This window comes from Janthinobacterium rivuli (assembly GCF_009208735.1).
Taxonomy (GTDB): Bacteria; Pseudomonadota; Gammaproteobacteria; order Burkholderiales; family Burkholderiaceae_D; genus Janthinobacterium.
This window is the reverse complement of record NZ_WFLJ01000022.1, coordinates 103,985-120,806: the sequence shown is the minus strand read 5'-3', so window position 1 is coordinate 120,806 and position 16,822 is coordinate 103,985. Positions and strand designations below refer to the sequence as shown.

Here is a 16,822-nt window from a genome sequence, read left to right as displayed (position 1 = left end):
CAGCCGCGCCAGCGTCAAGCCGCGCCGCCAGGAGAGCCAGGCCAAGGCGGCGCCCGCCGCCATCAGCCTGCCCGCGCCGCGTGCCGCAGCGGCGGCCCCGGCCGCGCCGATGATCTTCCAGGCCGAAGAGGTCAAGCCCGTCGTCATCGATTTGAGGAAATAAGATGGCCGCGAGTTTGCGCAGTCTGCAAATCCGGCAGACCTTGATCCTGATCGTCCTGACGATCATGTATTTGTGCTTCGAGCTGGGCTTCAATGCCCGCCTGCTCGACGTGGTGGGCGGCGACGTCAAGCCGCACGACGTGGAGGGCGTGGAATTCTATGGCCGCAGCCTGTCGGGCATCGCCGCCGCGCTGGTGGTGCTGCAGCTGATGTGGCGCCGCCGCCTGAAGAACAATGGCAGCGGCCCCAGCTGGAAAAAGATCATCTTCTGCTGCGTCGCCACGGCGGCGGTCGTGTTCGGCATTTTGAAGACCACGGTCACGGTGCTGGTCGAAACGCGCGATGCGCAATTTCGCCGCCTGGCCTTCAACACCACCCTGATGCAGCGCTCGCTGGTAGGCGGCAGCCTGCAACTGCAGGGCCTGGTCGACGATCCCACCCTGTTCGCCAAGCCGGAAGGCAAGGCTTTCCTCGCGCTGTTTCCCTTCCTGGCCGTCTCGGTCGGCCACCTCGACGAGCGCATGGAGCCGGCCAAGGAACAGTTGATCAACTTCAACGTGCGCAAGATCGCCGGCGGCGCGGCCGGTTACTACGACAAGTACCAGCAGGCGATCGGCGAAGTGCACGATAAGTGGAAATTGTATTCGGGTATCATTCCCGACGACGATGCGGGCTTGCGCCAGCAGCAGGAATCGGCCTGGAACGATTACCGGCAAAGCCTGTCGCGCCATGGCTGGCAGCCGCATTCCGTGCCGGCGCGGCGCAAGGCGGCCGTGGTCAACAATGTGCGCAAGAAAGTGCCCGTGGCGGCCAACTGGCATCCGGCCGATCAATTGAGCTTCCGCGCCGCCGTCAAGCGCCGCTATGCGTCGGAAGCGGCCAGCAAGGGCTTGAACATCAAGGGCGACCGCATTCCGCCTGGCTTGTCCTTCCCCGCCTTCGTGGCGCGCCCCGGCATCCAGGCCGTCCTGCGCGACGGGCCGGACGGTGGCGATGGCAGCGAAGCGAGCAAGGGTTTGCGTTTGCCCAAGGGCGCCGTGGTGCAGGAGGCGTATGCGAGCCCGGCCGAGTTCAGCCGCTTGTTCGACCAGTTCGCCGCGCGCCAGACGGCGGAAAAGCTGGTGGAATACCGCGCCAGTCCCAATGACTTCGAGGTGGGCGGCAAGTACTATGCGGAGGGCAAGGAAGCGGCGCGCGCGGCCATCGTGCCGCCCGTGGCCCTGTTCTTCTCGCTCTTGGGCGCCATCGGCCACTTCTCGAAGCTGCTGTACCTGATCGCCACGGTGGGCTTGCTGGTGCTGGCGGCGCGCCGCGGCGAGCAGGCGGGCGCCGATGGCCAGCTGAGCCGCCGTTCCGCGTGGATCGCCACGGGCGTGCTGGCCGGCGCCTTCCTGGGCACCTGGGGTATGTTTACCTTGTCGGACAACAATGTCACGAAGAGCGAGCTGTTCCGCCAGATGCTGGACTGGAACCGCCAGGCGGCCGACGACAGCACGCGCTGGCAAATCGCCGGCAAGGGCTTGCTGGCCAATATCACGCACGTCGTGGCGGTGGGGCAGGGCTACAGCTACCCCGTCAACGAAGCGATCCGCATCCACGTTTTGCAGGGAATTCATTATGGCTATCACCCGCAACAAAAATAAGGCGGCCGCGCTGGCCTTGCTGCTCAGCATGGCCAGCACGGCGGTGCAGGCCGATTGCCTGGGCATGAAGGTGCATGCCCACCGCGGCGCCGGCAATGCGCCGGAAAACTCGCTGAGCGCCTTGCGCAACACGTATTTCGGCACCTGGGACGGCGTCGAGACGGATTTGCAGCTGCTGGGCGACGGCAGCTGGGTGGTGCACCACGACCTGCTGACGGGCAGGGTCGTCGACACGGGCTCGCCCCGCACCGTGAAACAGTTGACGGCCGACGACTGGCGCGCCGCCAGCATGAAGAACCGCGGCGTGGCCACGCCGGAAACGCCGCCGTTCGTCACCGATGTCGCCGACCTGGCCACGGCGTTTCCGGGCAAGACCCTGAACGCGGAAATCAAGGATGTGGTGTCGTCGTGCGCGCCGATCGCCACCCTGGTGGGACAGTTGCGCGCGAACATCAAGCACGGCAACTGGTTTTTGACCTCGGGCGTGCCGAACAACCTCGCCTGCGCGCGCCGCGCCGATCCGCAGGGTTACCTGGGTTTGCTCGTGTTTGACGCGCGCAACGCACCGGCGGCCGGGGCCAACCGGGTCAGCCGTTATATCGCGAAAAATGCCCGCCCGCCCAAGCTGGACAAGCCGTGGCTGCAGCGCGTGCAGCAACAGATCGGCATGCCCGCCGGCGTGCACGTGGATGCACGCAGCCTGGACGCCAATCCGAATCTGCTGGCCGACGCGGCCAGCCTGAGCATGCCCGTCTTCGTCTACGCCGTTGATGGCGACTCGGCCCTGGCCGCGTCCTTGCTGCGCGCCCAGCAACGCAGCCACCGCTGGCCCAGCGGCGTCATTCTTGACGGCAATCCCGAGACGTTTTGCGCGATGATGCAGTAGTTTTTTTCTTTTCTGCTGCGCGGCCGTTTTTGCCGCGCAGCAGACACCTGTGCTCCCCGCCTGGAACCGCCTGTTTTTGACGGTCGCTGCGGCACCGTTTTTGCCTCATTTTTGCGCATCGCAGCATCGATAATGTTTGCATCGCACGCATGACTGGCCTATAAATGTAATCGATTACATTTTGTTCAAAAGCACCATGCCGCCAGCCGTTCCATCTTCCTTGCCGACAGAAACCGTCTCCATCAGCGCCGTCGCCGCGCATGCGGGGGTGTCGGTGGCCACCGTCTCGCGCGTGATGAATGAGCAGGCCGGGGTGCGCGCGCCCACGCGCGACAAGGTGCTCGCGTCCGTGGCGGCGCTCGGCTACCGCATGAACCACCTGGCGCGCAGCCTGCGCACGGCCGAGAGCCGCATGCTCTTGACCATGGTGCCCGACGTGGGCAACCCCTTCTATGCGCAGATCGTGCGCGGCATCGACACGGTGGCGCGCGAGCATGGCTACTTCGTGCTGCTGTGCGACACGGGCGCCGACGCGGGCCGCGAGCGTTCCTACTTCGACTTGCTGCGCATGCACCGCGCCGACGGCGCCATCTGCCTCGATCCGGACACGGTGCAGCATGCGCTGTCGCATGAATCCGTCAGCCTGCCGTGGGTGGCGTGCTGCGAATTCGACCCCGGCGTGGCCGTGCCCTATGTCGGCATCGACAACCACCGCGCCGCCTCCGACGCCGTCGCGCATCTGCTGGCGCGCGGTCATACGCGTATCGGCCTGATCAATTCGGACGAGCGTTATCTGTACGCGCGGCAACGCCAGCAAGGCTATCTGGACACTTTGGCCGCCGCCGGCCTGCCCGTGCAGCCGCAGTGGGTGCACACGGTGCAAAGCCTCGACTATGAAGCGGGCACGGCCGCCACCCTGCAGATGATGGCGGGACCGGATGCGCCGACGGCCATCTTTGCCGTCTCCGACACCCTGGCCATCGGCGTGCTGAGCGCGCTGCGCCAGCTGAAGAAACGCGTGCCGGAAGACGTGGCCGTGATCGGCTTCGACGATATCGCCATCGCCGCGCAGATCGACCCCGGTCTCACCACCATCGCGCAACCGATGCGCGAACTGGGCGAGACGGCGGCGCGATTGTTGCTGCAGCGCTTGGCGGACCCGGCGGCACAAGTACCGGGCGTGCTGCTCGACCATCATTTGATTTTGCGAGGGAGTGCATAGTGAGCGTTGCCGTCGGTTTCGAGGGGGTCTGCAAGGATTTCGGCCCCGTGCGCGTCTTGCATGGCGTCAGCTTTACCCTGTCGCCCGGGCGCGTGTATGGCTTGCTGGGCGAAAATGGCGCCGGCAAGTCGACCCTGATGAAAATCCTCGCCGGCTACGAGAGCGTGAGCGAAGGCCAGCTGCTGATCGATGGCCAGCCCCGGCGTTTCGCCAGCTCGCGCGCGGCCGAGAGCGCCGGCATCGTGCTGATCCACCAGGAATTCAACCTGGCCGAGCACCTGACGGTGGCGCAAAACATGTTCCTCGGCCACGAAAAGACGCGCGGCTGGCTGCTCGACGAGGCCGCCATGCGCGAGGAAGCGTCGCGCTACCTGAAACAGGTGGGGCTGGACGTGTCGCCCGACAGCAAAATCCGCGACCTGATCGTGGCTGAAAAACAACTTGTGGAAATCGCCAAGGCCCTGTCGCGCCGCGCCCGCTTCCTGATCATGGATGAGCCGACCGCCACCCTGACGTCGTCGGAAACCCAGCGCCTGTTCGCCGTCATGGCGCAGCTCAAAAGCGATGGCGTGACGATCTTGTATATCTCGCACAAGCTCGATGAAGTGGAGCGCAACACGGATGAAGTCATCGTCATGCGCGACGGGCGTTTCGTCACGCGCGAACCGACGGCCAGCCTCACGCGCCAGCAGATGGCGAACCTGATGGTGGGGCGCGAATTGTCCGACATGTTCCCGGCGAAAGCGGCGCTGGCCAAGGATGCCCCCGTGCTGCTGAAGGTCAACGGCTTGTGCGTGCCCGGCTGGTCGAAGGACTTGTCGTTCGAGGTGCGCGCCGGCGAAGTGCTGGGTTTTGCGGGCCTGGTGGGCGCGGGGCGCACGGAATCGTTCGAGGCGCTGCTGGGTTTGCGTCCGCGCAGCGCGGGCAAGATCGAGCTCAACGGCCAGCCCGTGGATATCCGCACGCCCAAGCAGGCCATGCAGCACGGCATGACGTATCTGAGCGAAGACCGCAAGGGAAAAGGCTTGCATGTGAACCTGGGTTTACGGGAAAACCTCACCATGATGACGATGGAGCGCTATGCGCGGCCGTGGCTCGATGTGGCCGGCGAGAAAGCGGCGCTGGCCAAGGCCGCGCTGGACTTCAATATCCGCACGGGCGACCTGGACAGCCGCGTGCGCATGCTGTCGGGCGGCAACCAGCAAAAGCTGGCGCTGGCGAAATACCTGCATTCGGACCCGCGCGTCGTCGTGCTCGATGAACCGAGCCGCGGCGTGGACGTGGGCGCCAAGCGCGACATTTACTTCTTGATCCACCGCCTGGCCGCCGAAGGGCGCGCCGTGATCGTGATCTCGTCCGAACTGATCGAATTGATCGGCCTGTGCCACCGGGTCGCCGTGATGCGCGCCGGCACCTTGCAAGCCACCCTGTCTGCTGACCACCTGACTGAAGAGGAGTTGATTGCCCATGCAACCGGCACGCACTGATACGAGCGTATCCCCCCTGGCCCAATTCGGCGCGCGCATCAAGGGATTTGGCCCCGTGCTGGGCCTGCTGGCCCTGTGCATCGCGGGCACCTTGCTCAATGGCGACTTCGCCACCCTGGACAACCTGATGAACGTGCTCACGCGCACGGCCTTCATCGGCATCATCGCCGTGGGCATGACCTTCGTGATTATCTCGGGCGGCATCGATCTGTCGGTCGGCTCGATGGCGGCCCTGATCGCCGGCTGCATGATCTATTTCATGAATGCGCTGGCGCAAGGGGCGGGCGGCGACCTGGCGCCGATCACCACGCTGGTGCTGGGCATCGCCATGGCCTTGATCCTGGGCGCGGGATTCGGCCTGATGCATGGCTTGCTCATCAGCAAGGGCAATATCGAACCGTTCATCGTGACGCTGGGCACGCTTGGCATCTTCCGCGCCGTGCTCACTTACCTGGCCGACGGCGGCGCCCTGACCCTGGACGCCACCCTGTCCGAGCTGTACAGCCCCGTCTACTACACGAGCGTGCTGGGCGCGCCGATTCCGATCTGGATCTTTTTGTTCGTTGCGGCGGCCGGCGCCATCATTCTCAACCGCACGACCTTCGGCCGCCATGTGCAGGCGATTGGTTCCAACGAGCAAGTGGCGCGCTATGCGGCCATCAATGTCGACAAGGTCAAGATTGCTACCTACATGCTGCTGGGCGTCTGCGTGGGCATCGCCACGGTGCTGTACGTGCCGCGCCTGGGCTCGGCCACGCCGACGACGGGCTTGCTGTGGGAACTCGAAGCGATCGCCGCCGTCGTCGTCGGCGGCACGGCCCTCAAGGGCGGCGAGGGGCGCATCGTCGGCACCGTGATCGGCGCGATCTTGCTGTCTGTGATCAGCAACATCCTGAATTTGACCAGCATCATCAGTGTCTACCTGAATGCCGCAGTGCAAGGCGTGGTGATCATCGCCGTCGCCTTCCTGCAGCGAGGCCGCAAATAAAACAAGAGCGGCGTTCTGAAAGGGCGGCCACCGGGCGCCCACAACCTTGGAGGAGAGCAGCATGAAGAGCTTTATACGGGTAGCAGGGATGGCAGTGCTGGTGATGCAGGCGTGGGCGCTGCCGATGGGGCCGGCGCAGGCGGCAGAGAAATTGGTGGTGGGCGTGGCGATTCCCACGGCCACGCACAGTTTTACCTCGGGCATCGTGTGGTGGGCGAACCAGGCCAAGGCGGAGCTGGAAAAGGCCCATCCGGGGCTGAAAATCATCGTCAAGACGGCCGCCACGGCGCCCGAGCAGGCCAACCAGTTGCAGGACATGTTGACGGTGAACAAGATCAACACCCTGGTGATCTTCCCCATCGAGTCGGCCTCGCTGACGCAGCCCGTGGCGCAAGTGAAAAACAAGGGCGTGTATGTGACGGTGGTGGACCGCGGCTTGACGAACACGCAGTCGCAGGATGCTTACATCGCGGGCGACAACACGGCCTTCGGCAAGCTGCCGGCCGAGTACCTGGCGAAAAGCCTGAATGGCAAGGGCAATATCGTCGTGCTGCGCGGCATGCCGACCACCTTGGACAACGAGCGCTACGACGCGTTTTCCGCCGTGATGAAGGGCCATCCCGAGATCAAGGTGCTCGACGCCAAGTATGGCAACTGGAACCGCGACGACGCCTTCAAGGTCATGCAGGATTACCTGACGCGCTTCAAGCATATCGACGCCGTCTGGGCCGCCGATGACGACATGGCCATCGGCGTGCAAAAGGCCATCGCGCAAGCGAAGCGCACGGATATCAAGCAAGTGTTCGGCGGCGCGGGCGCGAAGGGCGCCGTGAAGAAGATCATGGACGGTTCCGACCCGCTGATCGTGGCCGACGTGTCCTACTCGCCCAAGTTCATGTACGACGCCATCAAGCTGACGACGGAAGCGCGCCTGAAAGGTGATAAATTGCCGGCCAACACCATCATCCCCTCGGTGCTGATCACGCGCGAGAACGCCAAGCAATTCTACTTTCCGAACTCGCCTTTTTAACGACACCCTAAGACTAGGGCTGGGGTCAGACCTTAAGGTCTGACCCCGGATTTCGGTTTGGGTTAACAGGACATTGATATGAAAACCATCCAGGGCCCGGCCATTTTCCTGGCCCAGTTTCTCGGCGACGAGCCGCCGTTCGACTCGCTCGAGCACCTGGCGCAATGGGCGGCCGGCCTAGGGTACAAGGGCTTGCAGCTGCCGACGGCGCCGCGGCTGTTCGATCTGGAGCAGGCGGCTGCCAGCCAGCAGTATTGCGACGACGTGAAAGCCCTGCTGGCGCGCCACGGCTTGCAGGTGACGGAATTGTCGACGCATTTGCAGGGCCAACTGATCGCCGTGCATCCCGCCTACGATGCGATGTTCGACGGCTTCGCGCCCGAGCAGGTGCGCGGCGATCCCGCCGCCCGCACGGCCTGGGCCACGCAGCAATTGCTGTGGGCGGCCATCGCTTCGCAGCGCCTGGGATTGCAGGCGCACGTGACGTTTTCCGGCGCGCTGGCGTGGCCCTATCTGTACCCGTGGCCGCAGCGCCCCGCCGGCCTGGTGGAAACGGCGTTCGCGGAATTGGCCCGGCGCTGGCTGCCCATCCTCGACGCGTTCGACGCGGCCGGCGTGGACGTCTGCTATGAATTGCACCCGGGCGAGGACTTGCACGACGGCGTGACGTTCGAGCGCTTCCTGGCCGCCGTCGACGACCACCCGCGCGCCTCGATTCTGTACGACCCCAGCCACTTCGTGCTGCAGCAGCTCGACTATCTTGCCTTCATCGACATCTATCATGCGCGCATCAAGGCCTTCCACGTCAAGGACGCGGAATTCCGGCCCAATGGGCGCCAGGGCGTGTATGGCGGCTATGGCGACTGGCAGGACCGCGCCGGGCGCTTCCGCTCGCTGGGCGACGGGCAGATCGACTTCAAGGCCATCTTTTCCAAGATGGCGCAGTATGACTTCCCCGGCTGGGCCGTGCTGGAATGGGAATGCTGTCTGAAGCATCCCGAGGACGGGGCGGCCGAAGGGGCGCGCTTCATCCGCGAGCACATCATCCACGTGGCGCAGCACGCGTTCGACGATTTCGCGGGCAGCGCGGTGGACCAGGATCAAATTCATCACTTGCTAGGCTTGAAATAGGGGGACGACATGCAGCGACGGATACGCTTGGGCATGGTAGGGGGCGGGCAGGGCGCGTTCATCGGCGCCGTGCACCGCATCGCGGCGCGCATCGACGACCAGTACGCGCTGGTGGCGGGCGCCCTGTCGTCCGACCCGCAGCGCGCGCGCGACAGCGGCGCCGCGCTGCACCTGGCGCCGGAGCGCTGCTACAGCGATTACCGCGCCATGGCCCAGGCGGAGGCCGCGCGCGCGGACGGCATCGAGGCCGTGGCCATCGTCACGCCGAATCACTTGCACGCGCCCGTCGCCATGGCGTTCCTGGAAGCGGGGATCCACGTGATTTGCGACAAGCCGCTGGCCATCTCGCTGGCGGAGGGACAGGCGCTGGCGGCGCTGGCCGGGCGGAAAAACCTGCTGTTTGCGCTCACGCATACCTACAGCGGCTACCCGCTGCTGCGCCACGCGAAAGCCTTGGTCGAGGCGGGCGAGCTGGGCGAGCTGCGCCTCGTGCAAGTGGAGTATTCGCAGGATTGGCTGGCCGACGCCATCGCGGCCGGCGGCATGAACGAGGGCAACTGGCACAACGACCCGCGCAAGGCGGGGCCCGGTGGTGTCCTGCTCGACGTGGGCTTGCACGCGTATCATTTGGCGCAGTTCGTCAGCGGCCAGACGCCGCAGCAGGTGCTGGCGGAACTGTCGACCTTTGTACCGCATCGCACCCTGGACGACCACGTGCAGGTGATGCTGCGCTACGCCAACGGCGCGAAAGGCACCCTGTGGGCCAGCCAGGTGGCGACGGGCTGCGAAAACACGGTGCGATTGCGCCTGTTCGGCAGCAAGGCGCAGCTGGACTTTGATCAGGAACAGCCGAACGAATTATGGTTCATGCCGCAGGGCGGCAACCGCCAGCTCTTGCGCCCGGGCCGGGTCGACAGCGCCGCCGCGCGCCACGCCACGCGCGTGCCGGCCGGCCATCCGGAAGGCTATCTGGAAGCGTTCGCCCAGCTGTACCTGGATGCGGCCTTGCGTATCCGCGCGTTGCAATCGGGCTTGCCCGTGCCGGAAGCGGCGCGCTGGTTGCCCACCGTCACCGATGGCGTGGCCGGCCTGGCGTTTGCCGAAGCCGTGCTGCGCAGCCATGCGGCGGGTGCCAGCTGGACGAACCTGGCAAGCTGACTGTTACACTGGGGCATGCGCTCCTTTACCATCACCATCGTCCCGCAAGGCTGGCAATTCCCGGCCGCCGCCGGCACCACCGTGCTGGCCGCCGCCGAGCTGGCCGGCATCCGCCTGCTCAGTTCCTGCCGCAACGGCACGTGCCGCACGTGTCTCTGTCATATGCCCGAGGGCAAAGTCCGTTACACGGTGGACTGGCCCGGCATCAGCCCCGATGAACGGCTCGACGGCTACATCCTGCCCTGCGTGGCCGTGGCGGACAGCGATCTCACCATCCAGGCGCGCGCCGTGCGCACGGGCAATTAACTCAGGACGGCTTGCCGCCCTTGAGGCGCTGCAGCAGCGCGTCCACGCTGTCGCTGACGGGCAAGCCATGGCGGCGCAGCAGCTGCACGTGCAAGACGAGGTTTTCCAGCACCAGCTTGGCCGCCACGGCCAGCAGGGCCAGGTTGCGGTCTTCCGGGCTGAAACTTTCCATCGCGTCGGCCATCTCGCACAGGTGGTTGGCGATCAGTCCGCGCAATTCCTGCTCGTTGAAGGGCAGGTCGGCAAAATCGATGGGATCGGCCACTTCCACTTCCTGCATCAGCACCGCTAGTTCTTCCGGGGTAATCGTCATGCCTGGCCTCCTTGTGTGCTCGGCCCTATTTTAGGCCATGCGCCATTGTATCGTCGGCAAAGCGGACTAGAATGAGTGCTGGCCAATGACGTCGAAGGCAGCATGGCGCACTTGCATTTTACGCAGCAACTGGCACGTTTCCTCGATGTCCCCACGCTCGAGGTGGCCGCGCCACGGCTGCGCGCCGCGCTCGATGCCGCGTTCGCGCGGCAGCCGCGCCTGCGCGGCTATGTGCTCGACGAGCAGGGTGCCTTGCGTCCCAACGTGGTGATCTTCATCGACGGCGCACGCTGCCGCGAGCGGCGCGTGCTGGACGACGCCTTGCGGCCCGACAGCCAGGTGTATATCTTGCAGGCACTTTCAGGAGGTTGACGCCATGACAGCAGTCCCGCAGCGCGCGTATCTCGGCACCCGCAAGGGCTTGTTCCAGTTCGATGTCGATGCGGCCGGCGCCTGGCAGCTGGCGCTGGTGCAATTTGCCGGCGACCCCGTCTCCATGCTGTTGCACGACGGCCGCGACGGCGCCCTGTACGCGGCCCTGAACCTGGGCCACTTCGGCGCCAAGCTGCACCGTCTCGACGCGGGCGCCAGTGCGTGGCAGGAAGTCGCCGTGCCCGCCTATCCCGCGAAACCGGAAGGCAGCAGCGATACCGTGGACTGGACCTTGCGGCAGATCTGGTCGCTGGCGGCCGGCGGCGCGGACCAGCCCGGCGTGCTGTGGGCGGGCACCTTGCCTGGCGGCCTGTTCCGTTCAAGCGACCGGGGCGACAGCTGGCAACTGGTGGAATCCCTGTGGAACGCGCCGCAGCGGGCGCAGTGGTTTGGCGGCGGCTATGACGTGCCCGGCATTCACAGCATTTGCGTCGACCCGCGCGACAGCGCCAAGGTGCTGGTCGGCGTCTCCTGCGGCGGCGTCTGGCAAACGGTCGATGGCGGCGCCAGCTGGGCCTTGAGCGCGACGGGCATGCGCGCCGATTACATGCCGCCCGAACTCGATGAAAACGAAGCCGTGCAAGACCCGCACCGCATCGTGCGCAGCGCCGGCGCGCCAGACGCGCTGTGGTGCCAGCACCATAACGGCATCTGGCGGTCGCGCGATGCCGGCTGGCACTGGGAGGAGGTGACGACGGCGCCGCTGTCGCATTTTGGTTTTGCCGTGGCCGTGCATCCGCGCGATGGCGACACGGCCTGGTTCGTGCCGGCGCAGGCGGACGTGCTGCGCATTCCTTTGGATGGCGCGCTGGCCGTGACGCGCACGCGCGATGGCGGGAAAACCTTCGAGGTGTTGCGCGATGGATTGCCGCAGCGGCATTGCTACGACCTCGTGTATCGCCACGGGCTGGCGCTGGCCGACGATGGGCGCAGTTTATTGATGGCGTCAACGACGGGCGGCGCCTGGTATTCCAGCGACGAGGGCGAACATTGGCAGACCATCTCTGCCCACCTGCCGCCCGTTTATGCCGTTTGTTTTTCCACGCCGTAGTAGCACAGGAAGATATCGACGGCCAGTTCCGTCACTTCGCGCCGGCGTGCCGGGCCCAGCAAAGGCTCACCGAGGGTGATCTGCGGCCAGAAGGCAAAGGTTTTCAAGGGCGACATCAGCAGGTGCGCCACTTCCAGCGTCTCGCCCGCCTTGATGCGCCCGTCCTGCTGCGCCGCGCGGATCCAGATATTCAGACCCGTTTCCTTTTCATTCAGGCGCGCCACCATCGCCTGCGCGCGCGCGGGCGAGTGGATGGTTTCGCCAAAGATCACGCGCGCCAGGTCGATGAAGGCCGGGTCGCACAGCAAGTCCATTTTCTGCTCGACCAGGGCCAGCACCTGCGGGCGCAGCGGCTGGTCGGCAACATAGGGTACGGCAGGCTGGGCCATGCTGCTTTCCCACATGCGCTGCAGGATTTCCGCGAACAGCTCGTCCTTGCTGGGGAAATGGTTGTACACGGTGCGCTTGGAAACGGCGGCCGTGGCGGCGATCCTGTCCATGCTGGTCGCATCGAAACCGTGCTCGCGGAACTCGGCGATGGCGGCATCGACGATGGCGACGCGCTTGCGGTCGGTGAGGCGTTGCGGTGCGGCCATGGCTGAAAATCTCCTTTGAAAACAATATTTTACACCTCTTGGTTTACTTTGCCTGGAATTGGAACTACACTGTGTAGTGTAATTTAATCCTTGTGTTTTATTGACTGGGCCGCACATGCACTTGCACCGTATCTTATTCTTGGGAGTCCTGATCATCATGAGTTCTTGCACCTTGCGCGCCGAACCTGCGGCGCCTGTTGAGTCCTTACAACGCCACGAAGGCAAGTTCCGCAATCCCGTGCAGATGCACAAGCTGGGCACGACAGCAACGCTCAAGCTGCTGTGGACATTTGTCTTTGACAAGCCCGACAGCACGGTGCCGGCCGCTGCCGTGCCCGTGCAAGCCTTGACCCAGGCGCAGTTGCTGGCCGCGCCCGACAACAGCCTGTTTCGCCTCGGTCACTCGACCCTGCTGCTGAAGCTGAACAATGAATTTTTCCTCACCGACCCCGTGTTTTCCGAGCGCGCCTCGCCCGTGCAGTGGGCGGGACCGAAGCGTTTCCACCAGCCGCCCATCAGCATCGCCGACTTGCCGCCGATCAAGGCCATCATCCTGTCGCATGACCATTACGACCACCTCGACCAGGCCGCCGTGCTGCAACTGGCCACCAAGACCGACCACTTCGTCGCGCCGCTGGGCGTGGGCGACACCTTGGTCGCCTGGGGCGTGCCGGCCGCCAAGGTACGGCAGTTCGACTGGTGGCAAGGCACCACGATTGCCGGCGTGAAACTCGTCGCCACGCCGTCGCAGCATTTTTCCGGACGTGGCTTGTTTGATGGCAACCAAACCCTGTGGGCGTCGTGGGTCATCGACGCGCCGGACGTGCGCGTGTTTTTCAGCGGCGACTCCGGCTATTTCGATGGTTTCAAGCAGATCGGCGACCAGTACGGCCCGTTTGACGTGACCATGATCGAGACGGGTGCCTACGACAAGCTGTGGCCGGACGTGCACATGCAGCCGGAACAGACCTTGCAAGCCCATCTGGACTTGCGCGGCAAGTGGCTGATGCCTGTGCATAACGGCACCTTTGACCTGGGGCTGCACGCGTGGCATGAACCGTTTGACCGCATCACGGGACTGGCGGCGAAGCAGGGCGTGCACCTGGCCACGCCGCAGATGGGCGAGGCGGTCGACCTGGCGCAGCCGAAGAAGGGCGAAAAATGGTGGCTGGCGATGCTGGAAGAGGAAATGCTGCGGTAATTTACGCCGTCACGTCGATCAGGCGTCCCAGGGTCTGGCCATAGCCGTTCAGCTGGGGCGTGCTTTTCGGCGCGGCGGGGGCCGGTTGCTGCGGCACGGCCACCTTGATCGCCCGGTCCAGCTGCGGCGCCTTGATGGCGGCCGGGGCATCGGCCTGCGCTTGCTGGTTGCTGCGCTGCGTCTGGCTCAAGGTTTCCTGTTCCCGCGCCAGCAACTGGCGGCTTTGCGCCAGTTGTTCGCTGTCGCGCTGTACCTGGTTCTGGCCCTGTTCGACCCGGCGTTGCGCCGTGGCCAGCGAGGCTTGCAAGTTGTTGACGGACGTTAGCGTGACCACATTGTTCACCTTTGAAAGTATGTCCAGGCGTGCAGGCAAGGGGGGAGGCCGGGCCGATGTGGCGCGCCGGGCATCATTGCCCGAACATGCCAGGCGGTAACCTTTACCTGAATCAAGAGTAGGACAAATTCTCCCACAGTTCCAGTCAATTATGTTTTCTTGATAATGCTATCGTGCGCGTCCTGTGTTGCGGAAGCGACATGCCGAAAGGAATGGAAGTGAGTACATGCTATCGCTTCTGTTTATTGTTTCTCTGCCATCGGCGATGCTGCTGTGCGGAGAGGGAGAGAGTAGTTACATTCAAAATGTTGTTTTTTAGATAGTCAATGTATTGTTGTTTTCATACCATGTCTGCGCACGCGAATGCGCGGTCTGGGTGGCGCTCTGGGCTATAATGGACGGTCAGAGTTGGTTTCTTTTGCCACACAGACAGGTAGTTAACATGAATCTCAAGAGCCTCGCAATTGCCCTCGGCATGTCGAAAACGACAGTCAGCAGGGCGTTGAACGGCTATCCGGAAGTCAATTCCCGCACCCGTGAAATCGTCCTGGCCGCTGCCAAGAAAGTCGGCTACCGGCCCAACCCGCTGGCGCGCAGCCTGGCCGTCGGCCGCACCAATGTGCTGGGCATGATCTATCCGCTGCTGCCCAGCGACCTGGGCGACAGCGTCTTTCTTTCCGTGGTCAATGGCATGTCCGACGCCGTCGAAGCGTCGAAGATGAGCCTGATCATCGCCCCCGTGTCGCCGCAGAATGAACAGCCGTCGTATGAAACCATGGTGCGCGGGCGCCAGGTCGATGGCCTGGTGGTGGGCCGCACCAAGGTGGTCGACGAGCGCATCGCCTACCTGACGAAGGTGGGCTTTCCCTTTGTCGCGAATGGCCGCACGCGCATCGACGCGCCGTATGCGTATTTTGATTACGACAACGACACGGGCATCGACCTGGCGGTGTCCTTCCTGGCCGCACACGGCCACCAGCGCATCGCCCTGCTGAGCGCGCCGCTGGATCTGCACTTCGCCTACGAACGCAAGGAGAGCTTTATCCGCTGCATGGCGCAAGCGGGCTTGCCGGTCGATCCCGCCTATCTGCTCGACAACACTTTCGACCGCCGCAGCGGCTACCAGGCCATGCAGCAATTGCTGGCCTGCTCGCCCCGTCCCACGGCCGTCATTGTCGATAATCACCTGTCCGGCGTGGGCGTGGTGCGCGCGCTGATGGATGCGGGCATCGAGATCGGCAAGGAAATCTCCGTCATCGTCTGGGGCAATGTGGAAGATACCTTGATCGGCATCAACGTCACCACCATCGACCAGCCCGACCTGCGCCGCGCCGGCGCCAAGATGGTCGAAATGCTGCAATCCCTGCTGGCCGGCACGCCGCCGGAACGGCTGCAGGAAATCTGGCAACCGGTGCTGTTGCCGGGGGCGACGGTGGGACGCTGCGCGGAATGAATCAGCATGTATTGCAAGTCCGGGACTCGTCCCGGACTTGGTTCTACGGTATCTAATGCTATCTCTTACGCTGTTTTCTCGGCATCTTCCGCAGGCAAATGCATCAGGACGGTAGCCTTCAATTGTTCTGCATGGGTGTACAGATCGTCTAGGCTGGCGATGGGGAACTTTTCCTCTTCCCTCTTTTGATTGAACAGGCCAACGGCAAGTTTTTCAGTATTGTTGAAGCGTAGGCGGCAAACTGGCTTACGATTATTGTCGTCTAACAAGATTGCACAGTAACTCTGCGAATCACGCATGACAATGCGGCGCGAACTGACAACACCGCGCAGTATCGCGCGGATGATGTGCAATCCTTCGATCTCTTCTGGTGTCGTGATGATCGGGTTTTCAACGACTCCTTCAGGAGGAATGACTGGCGCCAGTTCTTGTGCCGGCGATGATTCCGGCGTCATTGCACCCTTGAGGCGATCATTGATGCGCTCCCCCAATAATTGCTCAAATGCCCGTTTAGTAATGACGGTAAATTGATCTTTGACAGCGGGTGTAAAGCGCTTTCCTCCGAGTAAATCTGATGACAATATTTTTACAAATTCTTCGGAGGGATTGAGTGTCCATTCTGCCAGGCGATTCTGGATGGCACGCGTATATTTTAGATCGTTTGCTGTCGTCAATATGGTATCGACGTCGAATTGGGATTTTGCAAATTTCTTGAGTTCATCCACATCCCGCTCTTTGAAGTCCAGAATATTAAACTCAAAGAAGGGTTTTTCGTCCATCTTGTTGGGTTGCTCAAGGTCGGTGAAGAATTTATAGGTAAGTCCATTTGTCAAGACACCGAATCTTGCTGCGGTGACATGGAAATATCTGAACAACTGCCCAGCATGATTGATGCTCAGGTCACCACCACTTTTCTTGCATTCGAAGAGAATAATTGGTTTTCCTTCACTGAGAATCGCATAATCGACCTTCTCTCCTTTTTTTGTGCCCACATCGGCTATTAATTCTGGTGTCACCTCAGTGGGATCGAATACGTTGTAACCCAATATCTGGATGAAAGGCATGATCATTGCGTTTTTTGTGGCCTCCTCCGTCTGGATAATATCCTTGGTTGCTGCAATCCGGGAGGCAAGTGTCCTGAGCTGGTCGATTAAATCCATTGCTTTTCCTATGACGTGGGTAGAAATGCGTGAACACACTCGTTCCTGTTGAAAGTACAGAATGAACGAATAAGTTTTGCACGAATTTCATCTTCATGGCAATGAAAATCGAATTTTATGAAAAAAGCAGATACATAGAAAAATTACAAGTTGATTTCGATGACTTAAATGAAATTATTTTTACTGAAAATATGATTAATTTAATATTCCTTGAAATTTCTCGTCATCAGGCGTATTGGGATTAGCGAAAGTAATCAAATTTTCGATCA

Annotated in this window: 17 protein-coding genes; 13 read left to right on the top strand and 4 right to left on the bottom strand. The window is 62.8% G+C overall.

Annotated elements, in window-relative coordinates:
- Positions 1 to 164: 164 nt before the first annotated feature.
- The 9 genes from GCN78_RS25230 to GCN78_RS25190 all read left to right on the top strand — a co-directional run bounded on the left by GCN78_RS25230 (position 165) and on the right by GCN78_RS25190 (position 10,013).
- A complete protein-coding gene (locus GCN78_RS25230; RefSeq protein WP_226939818.1) occupies positions 165 to 1,805 on the top strand; it encodes a hypothetical protein in 1,641 nt (546 codons plus the stop codon).
- A complete protein-coding gene (locus tag GCN78_RS25225) occupies positions 1,780 to 2,691 on the top strand; it encodes a glycerophosphodiester phosphodiesterase (protein ID WP_152254159.1) in 912 nt (303 codons plus the stop codon). The genes GCN78_RS25230 and GCN78_RS25225 overlap by 26 nt, the downstream gene beginning before the upstream one ends.
- A 196-nt stretch (positions 2,692 to 2,887) precedes the next feature.
- On the top strand, positions 2,888 to 3,913 hold the full coding sequence (locus GCN78_RS25220; protein WP_152254158.1) for a LacI family DNA-binding transcriptional regulator: 1,026 nt from the start codon (positions 2,888 to 2,890) through the stop codon (positions 3,911 to 3,913).
- Positions 3,913 to 5,400, top strand: a complete 1,488-nt coding sequence (locus tag GCN78_RS25215) for a sugar ABC transporter ATP-binding protein (protein ID WP_152254157.1) — start codon at positions 3,913 to 3,915, stop codon at positions 5,398 to 5,400. The genes GCN78_RS25220 and GCN78_RS25215 overlap by 1 nt, the downstream gene beginning before the upstream one ends.
- Positions 5,381 to 6,388 carry an ABC transporter permease gene (locus GCN78_RS25210; protein WP_152254156.1) on the top strand — a complete coding sequence of 336 codons (1,008 nt, stop codon included), beginning with the start codon at positions 5,381 to 5,383 and terminating at the stop codon, positions 6,386 to 6,388. The genes GCN78_RS25215 and GCN78_RS25210 overlap by 20 nt, the downstream gene beginning before the upstream one ends.
- A gap of 103 nt (positions 6,389 to 6,491) precedes the next feature.
- The gene (locus GCN78_RS25205; RefSeq protein WP_370452836.1) at positions 6,492 to 7,418 is read left to right on the top strand and encodes a substrate-binding domain-containing protein; all 927 of its coding nucleotides are present in this window, start codon (positions 6,492 to 6,494) and stop codon (positions 7,416 to 7,418) included.
- Between the two features lie 78 nt (positions 7,419 to 7,496).
- The gene (locus GCN78_RS25200; RefSeq protein WP_152254155.1) at positions 7,497 to 8,549 is read left to right on the top strand and encodes a sugar phosphate isomerase/epimerase family protein; all 1,053 of its coding nucleotides are present in this window, start codon (positions 7,497 to 7,499) and stop codon (positions 8,547 to 8,549) included.
- 9 nt (positions 8,550 to 8,558) lie between these two features.
- Positions 8,559 to 9,707 carry a Gfo/Idh/MocA family protein gene (locus GCN78_RS25195; protein ID WP_226939817.1) on the top strand — a complete coding sequence of 383 codons (1,149 nt, stop codon included), beginning with the start codon at positions 8,559 to 8,561 and terminating at the stop codon, positions 9,705 to 9,707.
- A gap of 15 nt (positions 9,708 to 9,722) precedes the next feature.
- On the top strand, positions 9,723 to 10,013 hold the full coding sequence (locus GCN78_RS25190; protein WP_152254154.1) for a 2Fe-2S iron-sulfur cluster-binding protein: 291 nt from the start codon (positions 9,723 to 9,725) through the stop codon (positions 10,011 to 10,013).
- A gap of 1 nt (position 10,014) precedes the next feature.
- Here the strand turns inward: GCN78_RS25190 and GCN78_RS25185 are convergent, their stop codons facing one another.
- Positions 10,015 to 10,326: a hypothetical protein gene (locus GCN78_RS25185; RefSeq protein WP_152254153.1), complete on the bottom strand. Its 312-nt coding sequence runs from the start codon at positions 10,324 to 10,326 to the stop codon at positions 10,015 to 10,017.
- A gap of 102 nt (positions 10,327 to 10,428) precedes the next feature.
- Here GCN78_RS25185 and GCN78_RS25180 point away from each other — a divergent pair, with 102 nt between their 5' ends.
- The gene (locus tag GCN78_RS25180) at positions 10,429 to 10,698 is read left to right on the top strand and encodes a MoaD/ThiS family protein (protein ID WP_152254167.1); all 270 of its coding nucleotides are present in this window, start codon (positions 10,429 to 10,431) and stop codon (positions 10,696 to 10,698) included.
- A 4-nt stretch (positions 10,699 to 10,702) separates the two neighbouring features.
- Positions 10,703 to 11,809 (top strand): WD40/YVTN/BNR-like repeat-containing protein, encoded by a 1,107-nt coding sequence (locus tag GCN78_RS25175; protein ID WP_152254152.1) that lies wholly within the window; start codon positions 10,703 to 10,705, stop codon positions 11,807 to 11,809.
- Here the strand turns inward: GCN78_RS25175 and GCN78_RS25170 are convergent.
- Positions 11,782 to 12,405, bottom strand: coding sequence for a TetR/AcrR family transcriptional regulator (locus GCN78_RS25170; RefSeq protein WP_152254151.1), 624 nt, complete (start codon positions 12,403 to 12,405; stop codon positions 11,782 to 11,784). The two genes, GCN78_RS25175 and GCN78_RS25170, sit on opposite strands and share 28 nt — an antisense overlap.
- A gap of 157 nt (positions 12,406 to 12,562) precedes the next feature.
- Here GCN78_RS25170 and GCN78_RS25165 point away from each other — a divergent pair, with 157 nt between their 5' ends.
- The gene (locus tag GCN78_RS25165; protein ID WP_152254150.1) at positions 12,563 to 13,606 is read left to right on the top strand and encodes an MBL fold metallo-hydrolase; all 1,044 of its coding nucleotides are present in this window, start codon (positions 12,563 to 12,565) and stop codon (positions 13,604 to 13,606) included.
- 1 nt (position 13,607) lies between these two features.
- Here the strand turns inward: GCN78_RS25165 and GCN78_RS25160 are convergent, their stop codons facing one another.
- Positions 13,608 to 13,940 (bottom strand): hypothetical protein, encoded by a 333-nt coding sequence (locus GCN78_RS25160; protein WP_152254149.1) that lies wholly within the window; start codon positions 13,938 to 13,940, stop codon positions 13,608 to 13,610.
- Between the two features lie 442 nt (positions 13,941 to 14,382).
- Between GCN78_RS25160 and GCN78_RS25155 the strand changes: the two genes are divergently transcribed.
- Positions 14,383 to 15,393, top strand: a complete 1,011-nt coding sequence (locus GCN78_RS25155; RefSeq protein WP_152254148.1) for a substrate-binding domain-containing protein — start codon at positions 14,383 to 14,385, stop codon at positions 15,391 to 15,393.
- A 65-nt stretch (positions 15,394 to 15,458) separates the two neighbouring features.
- On the opposite strand, the gene GCN78_RS25150 is transcribed toward GCN78_RS25155, so the two are convergent.
- Positions 15,459 to 16,553, bottom strand: a complete 1,095-nt coding sequence (locus GCN78_RS25150) for a type I restriction endonuclease (protein WP_152254147.1) — start codon at positions 16,551 to 16,553, stop codon at positions 15,459 to 15,461.
- Positions 16,554 to 16,822 lie beyond the last annotated feature (269 nt).

What these genes read in the sequence shown, in the direction of transcription:
- GCN78_RS25230 (WP_226939818.1), top strand. Translation starts at nt 165, where the DNA reads ATGGCCGCGAGTTTGCGCAGTCTGCAAATCCGGCAGACCTTGATCCTG.
- GCN78_RS25225 (WP_152254159.1), top strand. Translation starts at nt 1,780, where the DNA reads ATGGCTATCACCCGCAACAAAAATAAGGCGGCCGCGCTGGCCTTGCTG.
- GCN78_RS25220 (WP_152254158.1), top strand. Translation starts at nt 2,888, where the DNA reads ATGCCGCCAGCCGTTCCATCTTCCTTGCCGACAGAAACCGTCTCCATC.
- GCN78_RS25210 (WP_152254156.1), top strand. Translation starts at nt 5,381, where the DNA reads ATGCAACCGGCACGCACTGATACGAGCGTATCCCCCCTGGCCCAATTC.
- GCN78_RS25205 (WP_370452836.1), top strand. Translation starts at nt 6,492, where the DNA reads ATGCAGGCGTGGGCGCTGCCGATGGGGCCGGCGCAGGCGGCAGAGAAA.
- GCN78_RS25200 (WP_152254155.1), top strand. Translation starts at nt 7,497, where the DNA reads ATGAAAACCATCCAGGGCCCGGCCATTTTCCTGGCCCAGTTTCTCGGC.
- GCN78_RS25195 (WP_226939817.1), top strand. Translation starts at nt 8,559, where the DNA reads ATGCAGCGACGGATACGCTTGGGCATGGTAGGGGGCGGGCAGGGCGCG.
- GCN78_RS25190 (WP_152254154.1), top strand. Translation starts at nt 9,723, where the DNA reads ATGCGCTCCTTTACCATCACCATCGTCCCGCAAGGCTGGCAATTCCCG.
- GCN78_RS25185 (WP_152254153.1), bottom strand. Translation starts at nt 10,326, where the DNA reads ATGACGATTACCCCGGAAGAACTAGCGGTGCTGATGCAGGAAGTGGAA.
- GCN78_RS25180 (WP_152254167.1), top strand. Translation starts at nt 10,429, where the DNA reads ATGGCGCACTTGCATTTTACGCAGCAACTGGCACGTTTCCTCGATGTC.
- GCN78_RS25175 (WP_152254152.1), top strand. Translation starts at nt 10,703, where the DNA reads ATGACAGCAGTCCCGCAGCGCGCGTATCTCGGCACCCGCAAGGGCTTG.
- GCN78_RS25170 (WP_152254151.1), bottom strand. Translation starts at nt 12,405, where the DNA reads ATGGCCGCACCGCAACGCCTCACCGACCGCAAGCGCGTCGCCATCGTC.
- GCN78_RS25165 (WP_152254150.1), top strand. Translation starts at nt 12,563, where the DNA reads ATGAGTTCTTGCACCTTGCGCGCCGAACCTGCGGCGCCTGTTGAGTCC.
- GCN78_RS25155 (WP_152254148.1), top strand. Translation starts at nt 14,383, where the DNA reads ATGAATCTCAAGAGCCTCGCAATTGCCCTCGGCATGTCGAAAACGACA.
- GCN78_RS25150 (WP_152254147.1), bottom strand. Translation starts at nt 16,553, where the DNA reads ATGGATTTAATCGACCAGCTCAGGACACTTGCCTCCCGGATTGCAGCA.